The sequence below is a fragment of the Nocardia sp. NPDC050408 genome, from assembly GCF_044458905.1.
Lineage (GTDB): Bacteria > Actinomycetota > Actinomycetes > Mycobacteriales > Mycobacteriaceae > Nocardia.
The window spans coordinates 244,785-261,626 of the sequence record NZ_JBITIL010000003.1; the positions used below are offsets into that span (position 1 = coordinate 244,785).

Sequence of the window (16,842 nt, forward strand, 5' to 3'; positions counted from 1 at the left end):
GGAGCGGCGACGCATTGACCATCCTGGGTATCGGCTTGGACTTGGTGACCATCTCCGAGTTCGCCGAACAGTTGCAAAGGTCCGGAACCACCATGCTCCGGGAGAGTTTCACCGCCGGTGAGCGGCGCTACTGCCAGAGCAAGGGCACCGACCCGGCACGCAGTTACGCGGCGCGCTGGGCGGCCAAAGAGGCGGTGTTGAAGGCATGGGCGTCTTCGCGTTTCGCGCGCCGCCCGCAGATCGGCGATAATCCGTACCCCCTCATCGAGGTGGTCAACGACGCCTGGGGCCGCCCGAGCATCAAACTGCACGGCCTTGCCGCCGAATTCCTACCCCGCGCAAGGGTTCACCTGTCGCTGACGCACGACGGCGACACCGCAGCCGCCATGGTCGTCCTGGAGGATCCGGGTGAACTCGCCGACCTGATCGAAGGTCGCGAAGCGCAGTAGCCGACCGATGTTCGAGCCGAGCACCCCGGGGTGCTCGGCTCGAACGCGGATTGCCAAAGATCAGCGCTGGCCGCCGGTTCGGGATTCCTTTTCGGCGACCATGAGGTATGCCACCATCAGCCGTTTGAGTTCGGAGACTGCTTCGGTGTTGCTCTGGTCGTCTTGGACGGAGAAGTTCAGCATCGAGTAGACGACATGCACCAGGACTTCGGCCATCATGGTGCGGCGTGCGCGGGGGGTGCGCGGGGTCAACGGGCGCAGCATTTGCGAGACGACCTCGGCGAATTCCTTTTCGTGGATCGCGCCGGTGGCTCGGGTGGACGGGGTCGACTGCATGGCCAGCCATACTTCGCGCCGGGACGGGTCGGTCATCCACAGATTCGCCAGATGGTCGACGAACTGGTTCATATGCCGCAACCAGTCCAATGACGGGATTTCACCGTGGAAGTCGGCGAGTTCCTGCGAAACCGCAACCAGGTCTTGGCGATTCAGCTCGCAGACGATTACGTATTTATTGGCGAAGAACTGATACAGCGTGCCGATCGGCACTTCGGCCCGCGCGGCCACCTCTTCACAGGTGAACGATTCGAACCCGACCTCGACGAGCAATTCCCGGGATGCCTGCAAGAGGGCATCGAACTTGCGTTTACTGCGCTCCTGAGTCGGCCTGCGCCGCGGCATGAGCTCCTGCGGGTCGTCCTGCAGGTCCAACGCAGGATCCAGACGTCGCTGCTTCGACCTGGCCTCCGTGCGTACATCCACGTATCAAGGCTAGCGGTATAGACACGCGTGCGACACGCGCACCGTATCTGCGTGTTAAGGACTGTCACATTTCATCACCCATCCAAGCCTGAGATGGCGCCGAACACATAACCGAGCGTGCGTGCATCTCAACGCACGTTTCGTGCCGGGGAATCCAAGGGGCTCAGGGGTTTCGGCAAGCTCGTGAGCTCTGCAATTGCACTGGGAAGGCGTGATCAGTGGGAGCTCGATCCGTGGTAACACTAGGCGTTTCCACCGAACGCGGCGCCGTTCACGCGGTAGCCCTCGCCGACGGCGGCGAGAAGCTATCCGAGCGGGTGCTGCTTCAGCGGGTGGTAAAAACTCGTGGCGATTCGAAGGCGGACCTGGCGGTCGCGGTCCAGACGGCGCTGGACACCCTAGCTGCAGAGTTGGAGTCGGAGCGGGAGATCGTGGGCGCGGCAGTCGCCTACCGCGATGCCGTCGAGCGGCGCGCCATCGTCACCAAATTGGCGTCCGGCCCGTGGCATACTGCCTCGCTGGTATCGGCCAAGTCGGCACATCTGAGTGTGGCCGGGGTCATGACCTGGCTCGATGAATTCGACGATCTACTCATCTGCGAGGTCGTCCCGGGGCATCAGGCGTTCACACTGATCGACCGCAAGCGCAGCCGGGTGCTGGCCGCGACGAGCCAGTCCGGCAGTGCGACCGCCGAAACGCTCGACGTCGCGGTATCGGATGCCTGGGATCAGTTCGAGGCGGCGATGGTCCGGCCGGATGCGGTGGTGCCGATCGGTTCGGCCGCGGATGGACCGTTGGTTGCCGCGGCGATGGACGGCTTCGGTGCGCCGGTGCTGCCGTGCAAGATCGCGACCTCCGCCTCGGCGGTCGGTGCCGCGCTGTTCGCGATGGGCGATGCTGTGGGTGTGAGCGAGCCGGTCGAGCCGGTGCGCAGTACGCGCGCTTACCCTGCGCTGTTCGCCGCGGCCAGTGTGCTGGTGGGCGGGCTGGTCGCGGGCGGCTTGTACGTGACAACGCGTACGGGCACAGTCGTCGCTGACGCTCGGGTCACCGCGGATGCCCGCGTGGTCGACGGTGATACCGGATCGCCGAGCGGCTCTACCGCGGGCTCCTCGGTGCAGCCGAATATCAACCCGTTCGATCGTCCGGAGGCCCGCCAACCCGCGGCCGCCGGAAACACCGCCGACTCGACGGTGGCTGCCTTCGATCTGGACAACCTTCCGCAGTACAACGAACACTGGGGCGTTCAGCCACCCGTATTGGTCTCTCCGGACGCACACGAACACGGAAACGAGGCGGCCGGATCGCCTCAGCAGCTTCCAGGCACCGGAACCCCGGGGCCGACTGTCAAAGTCGGTGCTCCGAACGACGCCATGCTCTTCCCGGGTGAGGCTCCGCCGCCGGCGGCCTTCACCCCCGAGTTCTACCGCTGGTGGGACAACCACGTCCGCATGCTCATGCAATGGGCGGCCCAGCAGTTGCAGCCCATCTAGGTGAAAGCTCTCGAGAGGTCCGGTGCCCCAGTGGCTCCGGACCTTTCGCTCAATGCACCTTCGACATGGACGAAACCCGTTGGGCGCAAGCCGATCTGCGGTTCGGTCCTGATCAGTTGCTCGACAGCTACAAACGGTTCCTGCGCTCGTTCGACAAGTAGGTCTACACCGACAGGTCGCGACGGAGTTTGGCTACATGGCCGGTGGCACGGACGTTGTACTGCGCCACTTCGATTTCGCCTTTTTCGTCGACCAGGAATGTGGAGCGGATAACGCCGGTGACGGTCTTGCCGTACATGGTCTTCTCCCCGAACGCACCCCATGCGGTAAGGACGGATTTGTCCGGATCCGAGAGCAATGGGAAGGTGAGCTTTTCGTTGTCGCGAAACTTGGCCAATTTGGTGGGCTTATCGGGCGAGATTCCGATGACATCGATGCCCGCACCCCCGAGGTCGGCGAGGTTGTCGCGGAAATCGCAGGCCTGTTTGGTGCAGCCGGGGGTGCTCGCGGCGGGGTAGAAGTAGACGATCACCTTGCGGCCGCGGTAGTCGGACAGCGAAACGTCCTTGCCATCGGCGTCGGGCAGGGTGAAATCGGGGGCGGGATCGCCGGGGGAGAGGCGTTGGTTGTCGGTCACCTCTTGCACGGTAATCGAACGTCCCGACAACGCGGCCGCACCCACGCAGCCTGGCTGGCTAGACTCGTCGGCGAGCGCGGTTCGCGGCACATTTGAACACGCGGTGTGAGCGACGGGCTCGCCAGGCGGCAGCCTGCGTAACCACGGAGAGACCCCGCGAGCACCGCAAATTGAACACAGGAGGATATACGTGGCTAGGGATACCGAGCGGATCGAGCGGGAGATCGAGACCGCACGGACACGGCTCGCGAGCACGCTCGACGAAATCGCCGTACGGGCCGATCCACAGCGCATTGCCGATGACACCAAGCATATGGTGCTGGCGAAGCTGAACCAGCCGAAGGTGAAGTACAGCCTGATCGGCACGGCCGTGGTGGTTGTCGGGTTGGTGCTTGTCAAGATTTTCCGCTGAGCCGAAAACGCAGAACACCCGGTGTGGCTGAGCACACCGGGTGTTCTGCGTTTCAGGGCTATCAGACCGTCGGGCAGGCGAAGCCGTCGCCGTCTGGATCCAAATGCGGGCCGTAGCCCGGTTCCCCGCGGAAAAGCGGTGCCCGACCGGCCGCGCGGGCCTCGTCGCAGTTGGCGAATGCGCCACCGGCCGAGCCGGTCTGGGACATGCCTGCCGAACCGGTCGCGGCCGATCCGGTATCGATGGCGGATGAGCCCGTTCCTGCGGAACCGGTGGGGACGTCGGCCAGGGCTGCGGGCGCCGCTAGAAAGGCGAGTGCTGCCGCGGCAACGCTGACGGTGAGCCGGCGAACGTTCATATATTCCTCTGTTTGTGTGCTGCGGTGGAGTAGCGTCCAGGGGGAGACGCCGCATCCACTGTTGTGACGGGCCGCGTACTTGTCAACTGCGCAGCAAAACAATTAGGGGCATTAGGGGACAACGCCCCTACTTCCGTTATTCGCCCAAACGCCTGCCTACCAGATGTTCGGCCGGGATATTGCCCATGCGTCCGGCCTGGTAATCCTCCATTGCCTGGATGATTTCGGCGCGGGTGTTCATGACGAACGGACCGTATTGCACCACAGGCTCTTTGATCGGCAGGCCGCCGAGCAGCAGTACCTCCAGGTTGCCGGTTCGGTTGTGTTGCAGGGCATCCGCAGCGACGGTGATCGAGTCGCCGGGACCGAATACCGCGAGTTGACCTTCGCTGATCGGCCGGCGCTCGGCGCCCACTGTTCCGCTGCCGGAAAGTACGTACGCCATCGCGGTAAACCGTTGCGGCCATGGGGTTTCCAGCTGGCCGCCCGGGGTGATGGAGGCGTGGGCGTAGGCGATCGGGGTATAGGTCGAACCCGGCCCCGCGAAGCCGCCCATCTCGCCCGCGATAATGCGCACCAGTGCCCCACCGTCGTGCGAACTGACCAGCGTCAATTCACTGCCGCGCAGATCCTGGTAGCGCGGTGTGGCCATCTTCTGCGCGCGCGGCAGATTGACCCACAGTTGGATGCCGTGGAACCAGCCGCCCGCGATGACCAATTCCTCGGCGGGCAGTTCATCGTGCAGGATGCCGGAACCGGCCGTCATCCACTGGGTATCGCCCTCGCTGATGACGCCACCGCCGCCATTGGAATCGTGATGCACCATGGTGCCGTCCATGACGTAGGTGACGGTCTCGAAGCCGCGATGCGGATGCCACGGCGCGCCCTTGGCTTCGTAGGGCTCATAGGCGACCGGACCCATCTGGTCGAGCAGGATGAACGGATCTGCCGAGCGCAGATCCATGCTCGGGAACGGCCTGCGCACCTCGAAGCCGGCGCCTTCGCGCTGCTGATGTGCGGTGCTGATGCTGCTCACCTGCCGTTCCCGCGTCGAATCCGTGGGTCGGGGCAGGCGCGGCAGCACCACGATGTCGGGGACGGTGATGGCTGGCATGGGCACCTCCTGAATAGTTGGTGTCCATGTCAACCAAACATTGGCTAGGATCATTCCCGTGGTGCGTTGGTTGAACGATGACGAGCAGCAGACCTGGCAGGCCTTCATCCGGCTGCGCCAGCGCCTGGATGCGACGCTATCGGCCGGGCTGGCCCGGGACGGACTGTCTACCGCCGACTACGAACTCCTGGTGCCGCTGTCGGCCGCGCCCGGCGGCTGTCTGCGCGCCAAGGAATTGGCCGCCGAGGTCTGCTGGGAGAAGAGCAGGCTCTCGAAACACTTGGCGCGCATGGCCGCTCGCGGACTCGTCGACCGTCGCCCAGCTGAGGACGACGCCAGGGGGATTCTGGTCGAACTCACACCCGAGGGACGCAAGGTGCTCGAGAAGGCGGCCCCGAACCATGTCGAATTGGTGCGTCGGATGTTCGTCGATCCGATGACACCCGCCGAGGCGCGTGCGCTGCGATCGCTGGCCGACAAGGTGGTCGTCGAGGCCGAGAGCGAGTCCGAACTCGGTTACTGAATCACCACGGTGCGATCGGCGGCTTCACCCACAGCAGCTTCTCGTCGCTACTATTGCGCTGTGCCGCAGGATGATTCGGATTCCGGGCGGCCCAGGTGTCCTTCTCCTCGAGCAGCTTCGCCACGGTCGTCCAGGTCTCGTCGGTGCTCGGCGGATTCGTCTCGGCCGCACGCGCCAGCTTCCGGCGGACCGCCGCCGGCATATCCAGCAGTTCCGTTCCGGTGATGCCGCGATCCCAGATATAGGTGGCGAGGCGGCGCGCCTTCTCGGCGCGGCTCTTCGACGCGTGGTCGGAGTGGGCGTAATCGGTCATGGCGGAATCCGCATCGGTGGTGGTCGGTCCTGGTCGACCCTACGACAATGCCTCCCCGCCGTCGGGCGGGGAGGCATTGTTCAGCAGTTGCGGATCAGTACGCCGAGTTGACGTTATCCATCGAGCCGTAACGGTGGGCCGCGTAGTTGCAGGCGGCAGTGATGTTGGCGACCGGGTCCCAGATGTCCCAGGCGGTACCCTCGACGTGGTAGGCGTTGAAGGTCGGGTCGATCACCTGGAGCAGGCCCTTGGACGGAATGCCCTTGGCGGCGTTGGAGTCCCAGAGGTTGATGGCCTGCGGGTTGCCGCCCGATTCGCGCATGACGTTGCGGTAGATGCCGTTGTAGCTACCCGGGATGCCCTGTCCTGCCATGATGTCGAGGGCGTGGTGGATCCAGCCGTCGAGGTTGTCCTCGTAGACCGGGGCCGGGGGCGGCGGCAGGGGCAGCCCCGGAATCTGCGGCAGCTCGGGCAGCGCGGGCAGACCCGGGAGGATCGGGGCGTCGACCGGCGTGACCGCGGGAGCCGGAGCGGCCGCGTCGACCGGCGCGGCCACGGGGCCCGGCTGCTGCTCGGAGACCATGGCAATGCGCGACGGAACGCTGTCGTCGGCCAGCGCGACTACGGAGGAGGTGCCGACGGCGATGACACCGGCCGCGGCCACTGCCAGGGTGACACCGTCACGCAGTGAAAGGCGGCGGAAAGAAGGGAGGCGTTTGTCGAGCATTTCGAAATCAGTTCCTTGTCGTGTCCAGAGAGGCGATCCGGCCCGGTTGAGGCAGTGCGGATCTCCGACGGGGCACCCGGTGGGAAGGCCCGCCTGAATCGGTTCGTATGCTGTTTTCGGGTTTTGTTGTGAAGGCCAGGCGAGCCCTGGCGCACGACGCGGTGCGAGTCACCCGTGGTCGGTTCCCGGCGGGTGCCGCTGTCGAGCGAGGAGAATGCGGTCACGGGCTGTTGTGCCGCTGGTATCTCCAGCAACCGCGGCGGATGAAACCCATCTGCCGTTGCGGTCGTTTTCCGACTGTGTGTGGATTGCTCCACAGTGTTACCAAACTGCAGGTCTGTTTCTGACCTGGTCTCAGCTTGGTCACGGCCGGTTAACGCAACATGAACGAATAGTGAATGGCGGGGGTTGCCGATCTTGGAAAGCCCTGGTCGGGCTCCTTGAAACCCCCTCTATGCGGGGAGTTTGCTGCTAAACCTGATGTGACGCAGGTCACGGAAATTTCAGGGTAACGCAGGCCACTTTGTCTCGATTTGGTCACCAAGAGGCCGGGCGGACCCGTCCGGGGGCTACCACGCGGGTCAAAATGTTACGCAATTCGGCCACCTTGGAATCGCCCAAAACGGATGCCCACCGGTCGGCGAATTCAGCCGCGGCAGCATCGGCCGCGCGCGTGCAGGCCCACCCCTTCGCGGTGAGTGTGATCAACCGTGCGCGCGCATCGTCGGGATGTGCGTTGCGCTCGACGTAACCCTTGCGCACGAGTTCGTCCACCAGCTGACTGGCCGCCTGCTTGGTCACTTCGAGATGTTCGGCCAACTCGCCAACCGTCGCCCCGTTCGGCGCCAGTCGCACGAAGGCGAACCCGTGCGTCGGCCGCACATCGGTGAACCCGGCCGCGACCACTCCTGCATGAATGGCATCCGTGGCGGCGGCTCCTGCGGCCAGCAACAGCAGGGCGAGGTCCTGGCCGGGCCGCAGGGTCGAAGCGGGTTTCGGATTCGACATGGCTGACATCTTGACACAGATAGGCAAGTTGGTTGACTATATAGTCAACCAACTTGACCAAATGAAGGAGTTCAGACATGCCAGTGACCCGTGCCGCCGACGCCGAGGTCCACGAAATGCACGGCACTCGATTCACCTCTTACATCCGTCCTGGCACCGGCAGCGCCGAACTCTGCGTCTGGCAGATCCAGGTGTCGGCCCACACCGAAGGCGTGCCGCACAAGGTGCTGCGCGAAGAGGCGTTCGTGGTCATCCAGGGTGCGGTGACGATCACAATCGACGGGCAGGCGGAGGCCCTGGTGGCCGGTGACGCCGCAGTGGCGCCCGCGAATTCGATGATCGCCCTGACGAATTCGGCCGCCGAGCCGGCCGTAATCGTCGTGACGGTCCCGGTCGGATTCCGCGGTCAGCTGCCCGACGGAACCGTCATCAACCCGCCCTGGGTCGCCTGATGGTGTAGGTGGAAAGCCGAGGGTTCCCACCACACGCAATCGCCGCAACCCACCCGGACTCCTCGAATCACAATCCGAGATCCTCGACCGAAAGGGTGTTGGGTGTCCGGATTCTCCCGGGGGCGACCGCTCTCAGTGGCCGATGTAGACCGACTTGATGTTGTAGTAGGACTCGATGCCCTTCTTGCCACGCTCGCCGCCCCAACCCGACTGCTTATGGCCGCAGATCGGCATCGAGGGATCCGCCGCGAGTGCGGAGTTCACCCAGATCTGGCCGGCGCGTAGCTCGTTCACGACGCGATGTGCGCGGCCGAGGTTTTCGGTCCAGATGGAGCCGGCGAGCCCGTACTCCGTGTCGTTCGCGGCGGCAATGACCTCGTCCTCGTCGTCGAACGGGATCACCGAGCCGACCGGCCCGAAAATCTCCTCGCGGATGAGACGCATGTCGGGCGTGGTGCCGGTGACAATCGTCGCCTCATAGAAGTAGCCGCGGCGGTCCATCACCTGGCCGCCGGTCACCACCTGCGCGCCGGCGGCCACGCCGTCGTTCACGATGCCTTCCACGCGCTGGCGCTGCTTCTCGCTGATCAGCGGCCCGAGGACCGAGTTGGGATCATCGCTTCCGCCCATCGGCAGCATCTTGGCGAAGGCGGCGAGACCGTCCACGACCTGTTCGTAGATGCCGCGCTGAACGTAGATGCGCGAGGTGCAGGAGCAGTTCTGGCCCGAGCCGGCGAGCAGGCCCATGCCGGCCCCCATGATCGCCTTGTCCAGATTGGCGTCGTCGAACATGATCAGCGGTGACTTGCCACCGAGCTCGAGCGTCAGGCGCTTGAGGTTGCCGGCGGCCGCCTTGACGATCAACCGTCCGACCTCCGTCGACCCGGTGAACGCGATCTTGTCGACGTCCGGGTGCGCAGTGAGCGCCGCACCTGTGGTCTCGCCGTAGCCGGTGATGACATTCAGGACGCCGTCGGGCAGACCGGCCTCGCGAAAGATCTCCTCCAGCTTCAGCGCGGTGAGCGGCGTCTCCTCGGCGGGCTTGAGGACAGCGCTGCAGCCCGCCGCGAGGGCGGGCGCGACCTTGAGCATCGCGACGAAGAACGGCCCGTTCCAGGGGATGATGAGGCCGACGACGCCGACCGGCTCGAGCTGAGTGAAAGTGTGGTAGTTCTCGAAGTGGCCGAGTAGTCCGTCGGACACGAGATTGCTCGACTCGCCGTGGATCTTGCCGACCCAGCCTGCGTAGTACACCAGCATCTCGAGCGACACCTTGATGATCTGACGCGCGGCCATCGCGTTCATGCCGTTGTCACGGGCCTCGATCGCAGCGAGCTCGTCGGTGCGGGCCCTGATGATGTCCGCAGCGCGGAAGAGCACCTCCGCGCGGTGCGCGGCGGGCAGCTTGCGCCAGACGCCCGACTCGAATGTTTCGCGTGCCCGGGCCACCGCAGCGTCGACGGTCGCCTGGTCGGAATCGACGACCTCCGCGATCAGCTCCTCGGTGGACGGGTCGAATACCGGGATGATCCCCGAGCTAGGGCTTTCGACCGCAGGATCGACGTCGATCGTGCTACTCAATGTTCCGCATCCTTTCGCCGAGCCGCTCCTACACGGAGAAGCGCCGGTGCCTCCAGTTGTTGAGAACCCTTTGCTGTGCAAGCACAGGAAGAATCTGGCCGCGTGCCGCCGCCGGCAGGACTTGGGCCGGCGCCGACCGTTAGTTCGAGATGGGCCCTGCGTCTCGAGGTCAGGGTCTCGTGGTCGTCGTACGCGACGTAGGTTACGCGCTTAACTAGAAGGCGTCCAGCACCGTAGGTGCTGACCGGCGCCAGCGTGGGCGCAGCCCACCGCACGGTGCTCGTCGAGCACGAGCCGTCGGCAGGGGAGTCGTGGCGTGGGCTTCCGTGACTTATCGGCGCCCTGTTTCGGGATCGGGCGAGCATGCAGTTCGGCTTGACGCGTTTTCGCCGCGAGCATATGGTTCTGCCAACTATTCGATGAATATTATCGAGTATTAGATAAAATTGCCGCATGCTCTGCCGCTGGAATTCTTCACGACGGTGCTGCGGTCGCGATCGTCGACAACGAGGAAGATGTGGGGCAGCGGTGGATCCGGATACATTGCAGGCGATCAATACGATCGAGTCGCTCAAGGCGCGCTATTTCCGCGGTTTCGACACCAAGGATTGGTCGACACTCGGGTCCGTCCTCGCCAATGACATCGACGTGGACACCACGGCGCTCGGCGGTACCAGTGTCACGGGTGCGTCGAATTATGTGGCTGCGCTGCAACGTGATTACGGCACAACGGTGACCGTTCATCACGGACACATGCCCGAAATCACGATCACCGCCGCAGGTGCGGCGACCGGAACATGGGCGGTGCAGGTACTGCTGGTCCGCCCGGACGGCAAACGCCTGCTGGCATTCGGCCACGATCACGATACCTACGGCATTCGTGACGGCCGATGGGTGATCACGAGCATCAAATCGACTGGCCTGCAAGAAGATCAGTCATGACGTACACGCGGCGAGCTTTCCTCATCGGAACCGGGGCCGCCGCCCTCGGTCTCGCGGGAGCGAGGGCGACACGCGTGTCCGCGGACCCGGTTGCCGCGGCGGCACCGGACGCCGCGACCGTGGTAGCGGCTGTCTCCGCGATCAAACAGGTCAAGGCGCGCTATTTCCGGGCCGTGGATACCAAGGACTGGGAGTTGCTCAAACAGCAGGTAACCCCCGATGTCGTGATCGACACGACTGGCTCGGCCGGCATCATCACCACCGGCGCGGACACCTTCATCGCTTATCTCCAGGCCACCATCGGTCCCGCCCGGACCGTCCATCACGGGCACATGCCCGAAATCGAGGTGCAGTCGCCGACCACCGCGACCGGGGTGTGGGCGCTGCAGGATCTACTGATCTTTCCCGGCAATATCCGAGTCGTCGGATTCGGGCACTACCACGAAACCTACGCATTCGACGGTGAGCGCTGGCGCATCAAAAGCTCCAAACTCACCCGCCTCTACCTCGACCCACTCACCGAGGGGAAACTGTTCGGCATGTGAGGACACCACCCGGTCAAGCGTGCGACCGGGCGCCGTCGGTGATCGCGGTCGTCATCCGGATCAGGTGGTGGCCGATGGTTTCGGTCTGCTCCGGCGGGAGTTCGCCGAGGGGGTGGACCGAGAGCAGCAGCGCCGCGTGTCCTTGCGAGTCGAGGACCGGCGCGGTGATGGCGGAAACCGGGTGGGGCCGACCGGAGTTGACCTCCGGAAATCCGAGCGTGGTGAATTCCACGCGCAGTTGATCGAGAGTCCCTTGGATATTCGATGGGAGCGCGATCGTGCCGGTGTCGAGCGTGCCGATGAGGCTCGCGGCTCGCCCGATGGCGGGCGAGGTGTAGTCCACATCGAATCCGCGGTCGCGGATCCGGACCAGCGTCTCGTTCAGCCGTTCGGCGATCGCCGTATTCGTGGATGCGGCCCGCTGGATCCAGGCGCGGCGCTCCTCGGCGGTGTCCCAAGCGGCGAACACGGCGCCGAACGGTGGCGCGTAGGGAATGCGATCACCTGGCCACGCTCGCTCACCGCCTTCGAACGCGGTGATCACCAACGAGTCGACGATCTTCTCGGTGACCGATGCGGCATAACCGAATTCGGCCGTAAGCGCGACCGCGGCGGCTCGCGCGGCCTCGACGAACGGGCGCGTATTCACTGCCGCCGCGACGACGGCGAGCCCGGGACCGAGTGCGTAGGCCTTCCCCGCCGGGTCGCGGGTAACCCATCCGCGATCGCACAGGGTCTTCAAGATCGCATGCGTGGTGGCCAGTGTCAGGTCCAATTCGCGTGCGATGTCGCTGTAGCGGAGCCGCTCATTGCCGCGACGTGCCAGCAACTCCACAACGTCGATGACACGCGCGGTCGGTGCCGATATCGCACCACGCATCTTGACTCCCTTCCCGCTCTGCCTTACGGTCGAACCCATCGAGAATTTGATAGAAGTTATCGAATATTCGATAACAGTACCTGAGGGTGACTCGCGACGCAAACCGAGAGAAAAGCATCAATGCCCACACCGGACATTCTCATCACCGTCCACCAACTGACGCAGGCAAAAGCGCATTATTGCCTGGCTGTCGACACCCAGGACTGGGCGGCTCTCACCGACCTGATGACCCCGGACATCGAACTGGACGTCAGCCACAGCAAGACCGGCGTCCCCGTCATCACCGGGCGCGACAACGCTGTCGCGATGATTCGCACCGCGCTGACCGGCGCTCGCACTGCCCACCAGGTGCACACGCCGCTGATCGATGCGGACGGCGACGAGGCCCGCGTCATCTGGGCCATGCAGGACCGCATCGTATGGAACAACGGGACGGCACTGACCGGATACGGGCACTACCACGAACGCTGGGTACGACGCCACGATGACTGGAAACTCGCCTCGCTCACCTTGACCCGGCTGATCACCGAAGAGTCCGGCACCACAGAGAGATAGAGGCATTCATGATGGCACGGGCAAAGACGCCGGTGACTTCGGGCGAGATCGCCGAGCGGTCGGCGGTCCGTGAGATCGAGCTGTGGGCACGCGGATATCTGCGCCGTCATCCCGGTGCGTCCCTGGAGACCGTCGGCGGGCAGGTTGTCCTGGCCGTGCGGGCGATCCAGTACCTGGTCGTCGACATCGTCACGGGCAAGTTCCCGTTCCGTGAATTCGTGCTCCAGGCGGTGTTCATGGCCAAGACCTCCTACGTGCCGACCATCGCCGTCGCGATCCCGATCAGCGCGACGATGTCGATCCTGTTCGGGCTGTTGGCTGGTCAGGTCGGGGCGACCTCGCTGGCTGGTGCCGCGGGGGGCCTCGCGGTGATCCGGCAGGCGGCGCCCATGGTTACGGCCATTCTGTTGGCCTCGGCGGTCGGATCCGCCATCTGCGCGGACCTCGGAGCGCGAACTATCCGCGAAGAGATCGACGCGATGGAGGTCATGGGCGTCTCGCCACTGCGGATGCTGGTGGTGCCCCGCTTGGCCGCAGGCATCGTGGTTGCGCTCGGGTTGACGATTCTGAGCTCCTTCGTCGGATTTCTGGCCGGATACCTATTCAACGTGTATGTCCAGGGCGGCACCTCGGGAAGCTATCTGGCTACGTTCTCCTCTTTCGCCAGGATCGGCGACCTCTACCTGGCGATGGTGAAGGCCGTGGTGTTCGCCGTCATCGTCACTGTTGTCGCGTGTGAAAAAGGCCTGAGCACCAAGGGTGGTCCAGGAGGCGTCGCGAACTCCGTCAACGCCGCCGTCGTCGCCTCCATCATCATGCTCATGCTGGTGAATGCGGGATTCACCGAGTTGTACACCATCCTCTTTCCGAGGACGACGCTCTGATGGCGTCGCGCTACTATCCGCCAGGAATCCGGCCGCTCGTAGTAGCCGGGAACACGATGGCGGTTCCGGTCATGCGGCTGGGGTACATGGTCACCTTCTTCGGCCGTGTGCTGGGCGGTATTCCGGTGGTGCTGCGGCACTATCGCACGGAGTTCCTGCGCATTCTGTCGAATGTGACGTGGGGAAACGGCTCCATCGTCGTGGGCGGCGGAACCGGGCAGGTCGTTCTCGTGCTCGGTGCCGCGGCGGGGGCGATCGTCGCCATCGAGGGCTTCAGCGCACTGAAACTGCTCGGCATGGCACCGGCTACCGGGATGATCGCCTCGACGGCGGTGACCCGCGAACTGGCGCCGATCATGTCCTCGATCGCCTTCGCCGCGCAGGCGGGCTGCCGCTTCACCGCGCAGCTGGGATCCATGCGCATCGCGGAGGAGGTCGACGCTCTCGATTCGATAGCGATCCGCCCGATACCGTATCTGGTCACGACGAGAATGCTGGCCTCGATCGTGGCGATGATTCCGCTGTACCTGGCCTGCCTCGCGTCCAGCTACCTGGCCGTCGAAATCGTTGTCGGTCTGTCCGGCGGCCAGTCGCCGGGTACCTACGAACACTATTTCCGCCTGGTGCTCAGCGGCACCGACATTATCTATTCGCTGTCGAAGGCTGTCGTCTTCGTCATCATTACCACGACGATTCAGTGCTATTTCGGTTTCTACGCCTCGGGCGGCCCGCAAGGGGTCGGCGTGGCGGCCGGGCGAGCGATGCGCGCGAGCATCACCGCGATGATCTTCGTGAATCTGCTGATGACGATGACGCTGTGGGGCTTTGACGCCGGCGCGAGAATCAGTGGGTAACAGATGTCGATTGCGTTCGAATCCGATGGCAAGGTCCTGCCCGACTGGCAGCTGCTTCTGCGCGGGACTGCCTTTCTCCTGGTCCTCGCGGCGGCCGCTGCCCTGATGGTCGCCAGATCGCAAGGCGCATTCCGGGAGACCGTGCTGGTTACGGCGGTTCTCGTTAATGTGGGTGACGGCCTGCCGCCGAAATCGGATGTGAAGTATCAGGGCGTTCTGGTCGGTCAGGTCGACAGTGTGACCCCGTCGAGCGGCGGCGGCCCGAATTACGTGCGGATCGATCTGAAACCCGAATATGTGCAGGGGATTCCGGCGACGGTGACCGCACGTGTGGTGCCGAGCAACGTGTTCGCGGTGCCGTCGGTCCAGCTGGTCTACCAGGGCGGCGGTGCACCGCTCGCCGCGGGCGCGCACATTCCCGAGGACCAGAGCCTGGATACGGTCCGGCTGCAGACATCCTTGACTGCGCTGAGCCGAATCGTCGCCGCCGCAGGGCGTTCGGAATCGGATCCGGCGCTCGGGGTCTTGGCCGTCGTCGAACGCGCCACCAGCGGTCGCGGCGCCGAGGCCATTCGGGCCGGTGCTGAACTGACCAGGATCTCGGAGGCGTTCAATGCGGCGATGGCTCCCGACGGGACCGCGTCGACACTCGGCGCGCTGTCGGATGCCCTTGCCGGACTTCGGAACTCGGCGCCCGACCTGATGAGCGCGGTGCACAACGCGGTGGGTCCGATGCGTGCGGCGGCAGAGCGCAAAGACCAGCTCGCGACCTTGCTGACGGGCGGCCTGAATACCTCCGCGACGATCGGCACGGCATTGGAGAACAACACGGGGACGATCACCGACATGACCGCGAAGCTGTCCCCGGTGGTCGGCACTATCGCGGTGGGGAGTCGCAATTTCGTCCAGATGACCACTTCGCAGACCCGGCTGGCCCGGACGTTCCTGGGGCTGTGGGACACCGCGGATCAGAACGTCACTGCCAAGGTCATCGTCGAGCTGACGCCGCATCGGCAGTACACACGCGCCGATTGCCCGCGCTACGGCGATCTCGAGGGGCCGAGTTGTCGCACGGCCCCGGTCGGCGGGCCCGCCATCATCGGCCCGAATGCGGCTGCAGCACCGGCGAATTATTCGTCTCCTATCGGGGGAAATGTGGGTCCGATCGGTAGCAGTCAGGAGCAGCAGCAGATCGCATCGATTCTCGGCGGCGGGCCCAATACTGCGGCCGACATCCTGTTCGGCCCCTTACTAAGGGGCAACGACGTGAAGCTCACCCCGGCACCGGATGCCCCGACAGGAGAGCCGCGATGAGCTACCGCAAACCGTTGCTCGGCCTGATCTTGTTCCTGGTGGTCTCGGTCGGGCTGACCTGGATGATGTACGTGACGCTGTCACGTGACGTCAGCGGGCAGACCGAAACGTACTCCGCGATCTTCACCGACGTATCGGGACTGCATGCGCGCGACGACGTGCGCATGGCCGGGGTACGGGTCGGCCGAGTAAAAGCCGTCGAACTCGAGGGCACCCGTGCGAAGGTGACCTTCGAGGTCCAGCGCGGCCAGGTGTTGTACGGCAACACGGCAGCGTCGGTCACCTATCAGAATCTCATCGGGCAGCGCTATATCGGACTGTCGCTGCGGGAATTCGGTGATCCGAAGGTGTTACCGCCAGGTGGGCAGATCCCGGTCGAGCACACCGAGCCGTCGTTCGATATTTCGAAGCTGCTCAACGGATTCGAGCCACTGTTCAGCGTGCTCGATCCGCAACAGGTCGACAACATCAGTGCGGCGGTGGTGCGGGCACTGCAGGGTGACGATGGTGCGATCACCACCTTGATCGCCGAAACCGCCTCGCTCGCACAGGCATTCGCGGGGCCGGACCAGGTGCTGGGTCAGGTGATCGACAATCTTGGTGCGGTACTGGGCGATATGTCCAAGCAGAGCGGCAACCTGAAGACGGTGCTGCAGCAGACGCGCAGGATCTTCGATGCGCTGGACCAGCAGCGTGATGTGCTGTTCGAGCAGGTCGATTCGATCTCCGGTGTGCTGAGCCGCGCCGCGGAAGTAGTGCGCGGTGCCAGTCCCTCGATCAATGCGTTCGTCGATCGGCAACCGGGATTCGCCCAGCACTTCATGGACAACAAGCAGAAGTTCGCCGAGCTGGGTTTCAATTTGCCGTTCCTGCTGAAGGGAATGGCCCGCGTTACCGACAACGGCGCCTATGTGGACGCCTACCCCTGCGATGTGCAGGTGAGCATGCTGCCCGGATTCGATCCGCTGCTCGGGGCGATTCTCGGGGCGAGCAACCCCGGCGGCAAAGTCGAGAACTCGGCGATCTGCAGGTGAGGCAG

At 64.5% G+C, this 16,842-nt stretch carries 21 protein-coding genes; 12 read left to right on the forward strand and 9 right to left on the reverse strand.

The window, feature by feature from the left end:
• Window positions 1–14 precede the first annotated feature (14 nt).
• Window positions 15–449: a holo-ACP synthase gene (locus tag ACIBJI_RS10865; RefSeq protein ID WP_040687506.1), complete on the forward strand. Its 435-nt coding sequence runs from the start codon at window positions 15–17 to the stop codon at window positions 447–449.
• Between the two features lie 60 nt (window positions 450–509).
• On the opposite strand, the gene ACIBJI_RS10870 is transcribed toward ACIBJI_RS10865, so the two are convergent.
• Window positions 510–1,130 (reverse strand): TetR/AcrR family transcriptional regulator, encoded by a 621-nt coding sequence (locus ACIBJI_RS10870; RefSeq protein ID WP_245721387.1) that lies wholly within the window; start codon window positions 1,128–1,130, stop codon window positions 510–512.
• Between the two features lie 314 nt (window positions 1,131–1,444).
• Here ACIBJI_RS10870 and ACIBJI_RS10875 point away from each other — a divergent pair, with 314 nt between their 5' ends.
• Entirely contained in the window at window positions 1,445–2,704 is a 1,260-nt protein-coding gene (locus ACIBJI_RS10875; protein WP_396955715.1) for a hypothetical protein, read from the forward strand.
• A gap of 163 nt (window positions 2,705–2,867) precedes the next feature.
• Here the strand turns inward: ACIBJI_RS10875 and bcp are convergent, their stop codons facing one another.
• Window positions 2,868–3,341, reverse strand: a complete 474-nt coding sequence (gene bcp / locus ACIBJI_RS10880) for a thioredoxin-dependent thiol peroxidase (protein WP_364338733.1) — start codon at window positions 3,339–3,341, stop codon at window positions 2,868–2,870.
• A gap of 190 nt (window positions 3,342–3,531) precedes the next feature.
• Here bcp and ACIBJI_RS10885 point away from each other — a divergent pair, with 190 nt between their 5' ends.
• Window positions 3,532–3,753 (forward strand): DUF3618 domain-containing protein, encoded by a 222-nt coding sequence (locus tag ACIBJI_RS10885; RefSeq protein ID WP_364338734.1) that lies wholly within the window; start codon window positions 3,532–3,534, stop codon window positions 3,751–3,753.
• A gap of 61 nt (window positions 3,754–3,814) precedes the next feature.
• Here ACIBJI_RS10885 and ACIBJI_RS10890 read toward each other — a convergent pair whose 3' ends face one another.
• Together ACIBJI_RS10890 and ACIBJI_RS10895 are read right to left on the reverse strand one after the other, a co-directional pair.
• On the reverse strand, window positions 3,815–4,111 hold the full coding sequence (locus tag ACIBJI_RS10890; protein ID WP_062993065.1) for an excalibur calcium-binding domain-containing protein: 297 nt from the start codon (window positions 4,109–4,111) through the stop codon (window positions 3,815–3,817).
• A gap of 136 nt (window positions 4,112–4,247) precedes the next feature.
• Complete coding sequence (locus ACIBJI_RS10895; protein ID WP_396955716.1) at window positions 4,248–5,225, reverse strand: pirin family protein; 978 nt, start codon at window positions 5,223–5,225, stop codon at window positions 4,248–4,250.
• A gap of 58 nt (window positions 5,226–5,283) precedes the next feature.
• Between ACIBJI_RS10895 and ACIBJI_RS10900 the strand changes: the two genes are divergently transcribed.
• Entirely contained in the window at window positions 5,284–5,748 is a 465-nt protein-coding gene (locus ACIBJI_RS10900) for a MarR family transcriptional regulator (protein ID WP_364338739.1), read from the forward strand.
• Window position 5,749: 1 nt separating this feature from the next.
• Here ACIBJI_RS10900 and ACIBJI_RS10905 read toward each other — a convergent pair whose 3' ends face one another.
• The 3 genes from ACIBJI_RS10905 to ACIBJI_RS10915 all read right to left on the reverse strand — a co-directional run bounded on the left by ACIBJI_RS10905 (window position 5,750) and on the right by ACIBJI_RS10915 (window position 7,796).
• The gene (locus ACIBJI_RS10905) at window positions 5,750–6,061 is read right to left on the reverse strand and encodes a hypothetical protein (protein ID WP_396955717.1); all 312 of its coding nucleotides are present in this window, start codon (window positions 6,059–6,061) and stop codon (window positions 5,750–5,752) included.
• Between the two features lie 94 nt (window positions 6,062–6,155).
• The gene (locus ACIBJI_RS10910; protein WP_397083909.1) at window positions 6,156–6,788 is read right to left on the reverse strand and encodes a transglycosylase SLT domain-containing protein; all 633 of its coding nucleotides are present in this window, start codon (window positions 6,786–6,788) and stop codon (window positions 6,156–6,158) included.
• 537 nt (window positions 6,789–7,325) lie between these two features.
• Window positions 7,326–7,796: a MarR family winged helix-turn-helix transcriptional regulator gene (locus tag ACIBJI_RS10915; RefSeq protein WP_364338745.1), complete on the reverse strand. Its 471-nt coding sequence runs from the start codon at window positions 7,794–7,796 to the stop codon at window positions 7,326–7,328.
• 77 nt (window positions 7,797–7,873) lie between these two features.
• Here ACIBJI_RS10915 and ACIBJI_RS10920 point away from each other — a divergent pair, with 77 nt between their 5' ends.
• Entirely contained in the window at window positions 7,874–8,248 is a 375-nt protein-coding gene (locus ACIBJI_RS10920; RefSeq protein WP_364338747.1) for a cupin domain-containing protein, read from the forward strand.
• 132 nt (window positions 8,249–8,380) lie between these two features.
• On the opposite strand, the gene ACIBJI_RS10925 is transcribed toward ACIBJI_RS10920, so the two are convergent.
• On the reverse strand, window positions 8,381–9,829 hold the full coding sequence (locus ACIBJI_RS10925) for an aldehyde dehydrogenase family protein (RefSeq protein WP_364339742.1): 1,449 nt from the start codon (window positions 9,827–9,829) through the stop codon (window positions 8,381–8,383).
• Between the two features lie 528 nt (window positions 9,830–10,357).
• On the opposite strand from ACIBJI_RS10925, the gene ACIBJI_RS10930 reads away from it, so the two are divergent.
• Together ACIBJI_RS10930 and ACIBJI_RS10935 are read left to right on the forward strand one after the other, a co-directional pair.
• Window positions 10,358–10,771 (forward strand): nuclear transport factor 2 family protein, encoded by a 414-nt coding sequence (locus tag ACIBJI_RS10930; RefSeq protein WP_364338749.1) that lies wholly within the window; start codon window positions 10,358–10,360, stop codon window positions 10,769–10,771.
• A complete protein-coding gene (locus ACIBJI_RS10935) occupies window positions 10,768–11,316 on the forward strand; it encodes a nuclear transport factor 2 family protein (protein ID WP_397083911.1) in 549 nt (182 codons plus the stop codon). The genes ACIBJI_RS10930 and ACIBJI_RS10935 overlap by 4 nt, the downstream gene beginning before the upstream one ends.
• Window positions 11,317–11,329: 13 nt before the next feature.
• On the opposite strand, the gene ACIBJI_RS10940 is transcribed toward ACIBJI_RS10935, so the two are convergent.
• Window positions 11,330–12,196: a helix-turn-helix domain-containing protein gene (locus tag ACIBJI_RS10940; protein WP_397083913.1), complete on the reverse strand. Its 867-nt coding sequence runs from the start codon at window positions 12,194–12,196 to the stop codon at window positions 11,330–11,332.
• A 120-nt stretch (window positions 12,197–12,316) separates the two neighbouring features.
• Between ACIBJI_RS10940 and ACIBJI_RS10945 the strand changes: the two genes are divergently transcribed.
• Genes ACIBJI_RS10945 through ACIBJI_RS10965 form a run of 5 tightly spaced genes read left to right on the forward strand, consistent with a single transcriptional unit; the run spans window position 12,317 to window position 16,837 of the window.
• The gene (locus ACIBJI_RS10945; RefSeq protein WP_364338755.1) at window positions 12,317–12,751 is read left to right on the forward strand and encodes a nuclear transport factor 2 family protein; all 435 of its coding nucleotides are present in this window, start codon (window positions 12,317–12,319) and stop codon (window positions 12,749–12,751) included.
• An 8-nt stretch (window positions 12,752–12,759) separates the two neighbouring features.
• The gene (locus tag ACIBJI_RS10950) at window positions 12,760–13,635 is read left to right on the forward strand and encodes an MlaE family ABC transporter permease (protein WP_396955721.1); all 876 of its coding nucleotides are present in this window, start codon (window positions 12,760–12,762) and stop codon (window positions 13,633–13,635) included.
• Complete coding sequence (locus ACIBJI_RS10955) at window positions 13,635–14,489, forward strand: ABC transporter permease (protein ID WP_364338757.1); 855 nt, start codon at window positions 13,635–13,637, stop codon at window positions 14,487–14,489. The genes ACIBJI_RS10950 and ACIBJI_RS10955 overlap by 1 nt, the downstream gene beginning before the upstream one ends.
• A gap of 3 nt (window positions 14,490–14,492) precedes the next feature.
• On the forward strand, window positions 14,493–15,803 hold the full coding sequence (locus ACIBJI_RS10960; RefSeq protein ID WP_397083916.1) for an MlaD family protein: 1,311 nt from the start codon (window positions 14,493–14,495) through the stop codon (window positions 15,801–15,803).
• Window positions 15,800–16,837, forward strand: coding sequence for an MCE family protein (locus tag ACIBJI_RS10965; RefSeq protein ID WP_364338762.1), 1,038 nt, complete (start codon window positions 15,800–15,802; stop codon window positions 16,835–16,837). The genes ACIBJI_RS10960 and ACIBJI_RS10965 overlap by 4 nt, the downstream gene beginning before the upstream one ends.
• Window positions 16,838–16,842 lie beyond the last annotated feature (5 nt).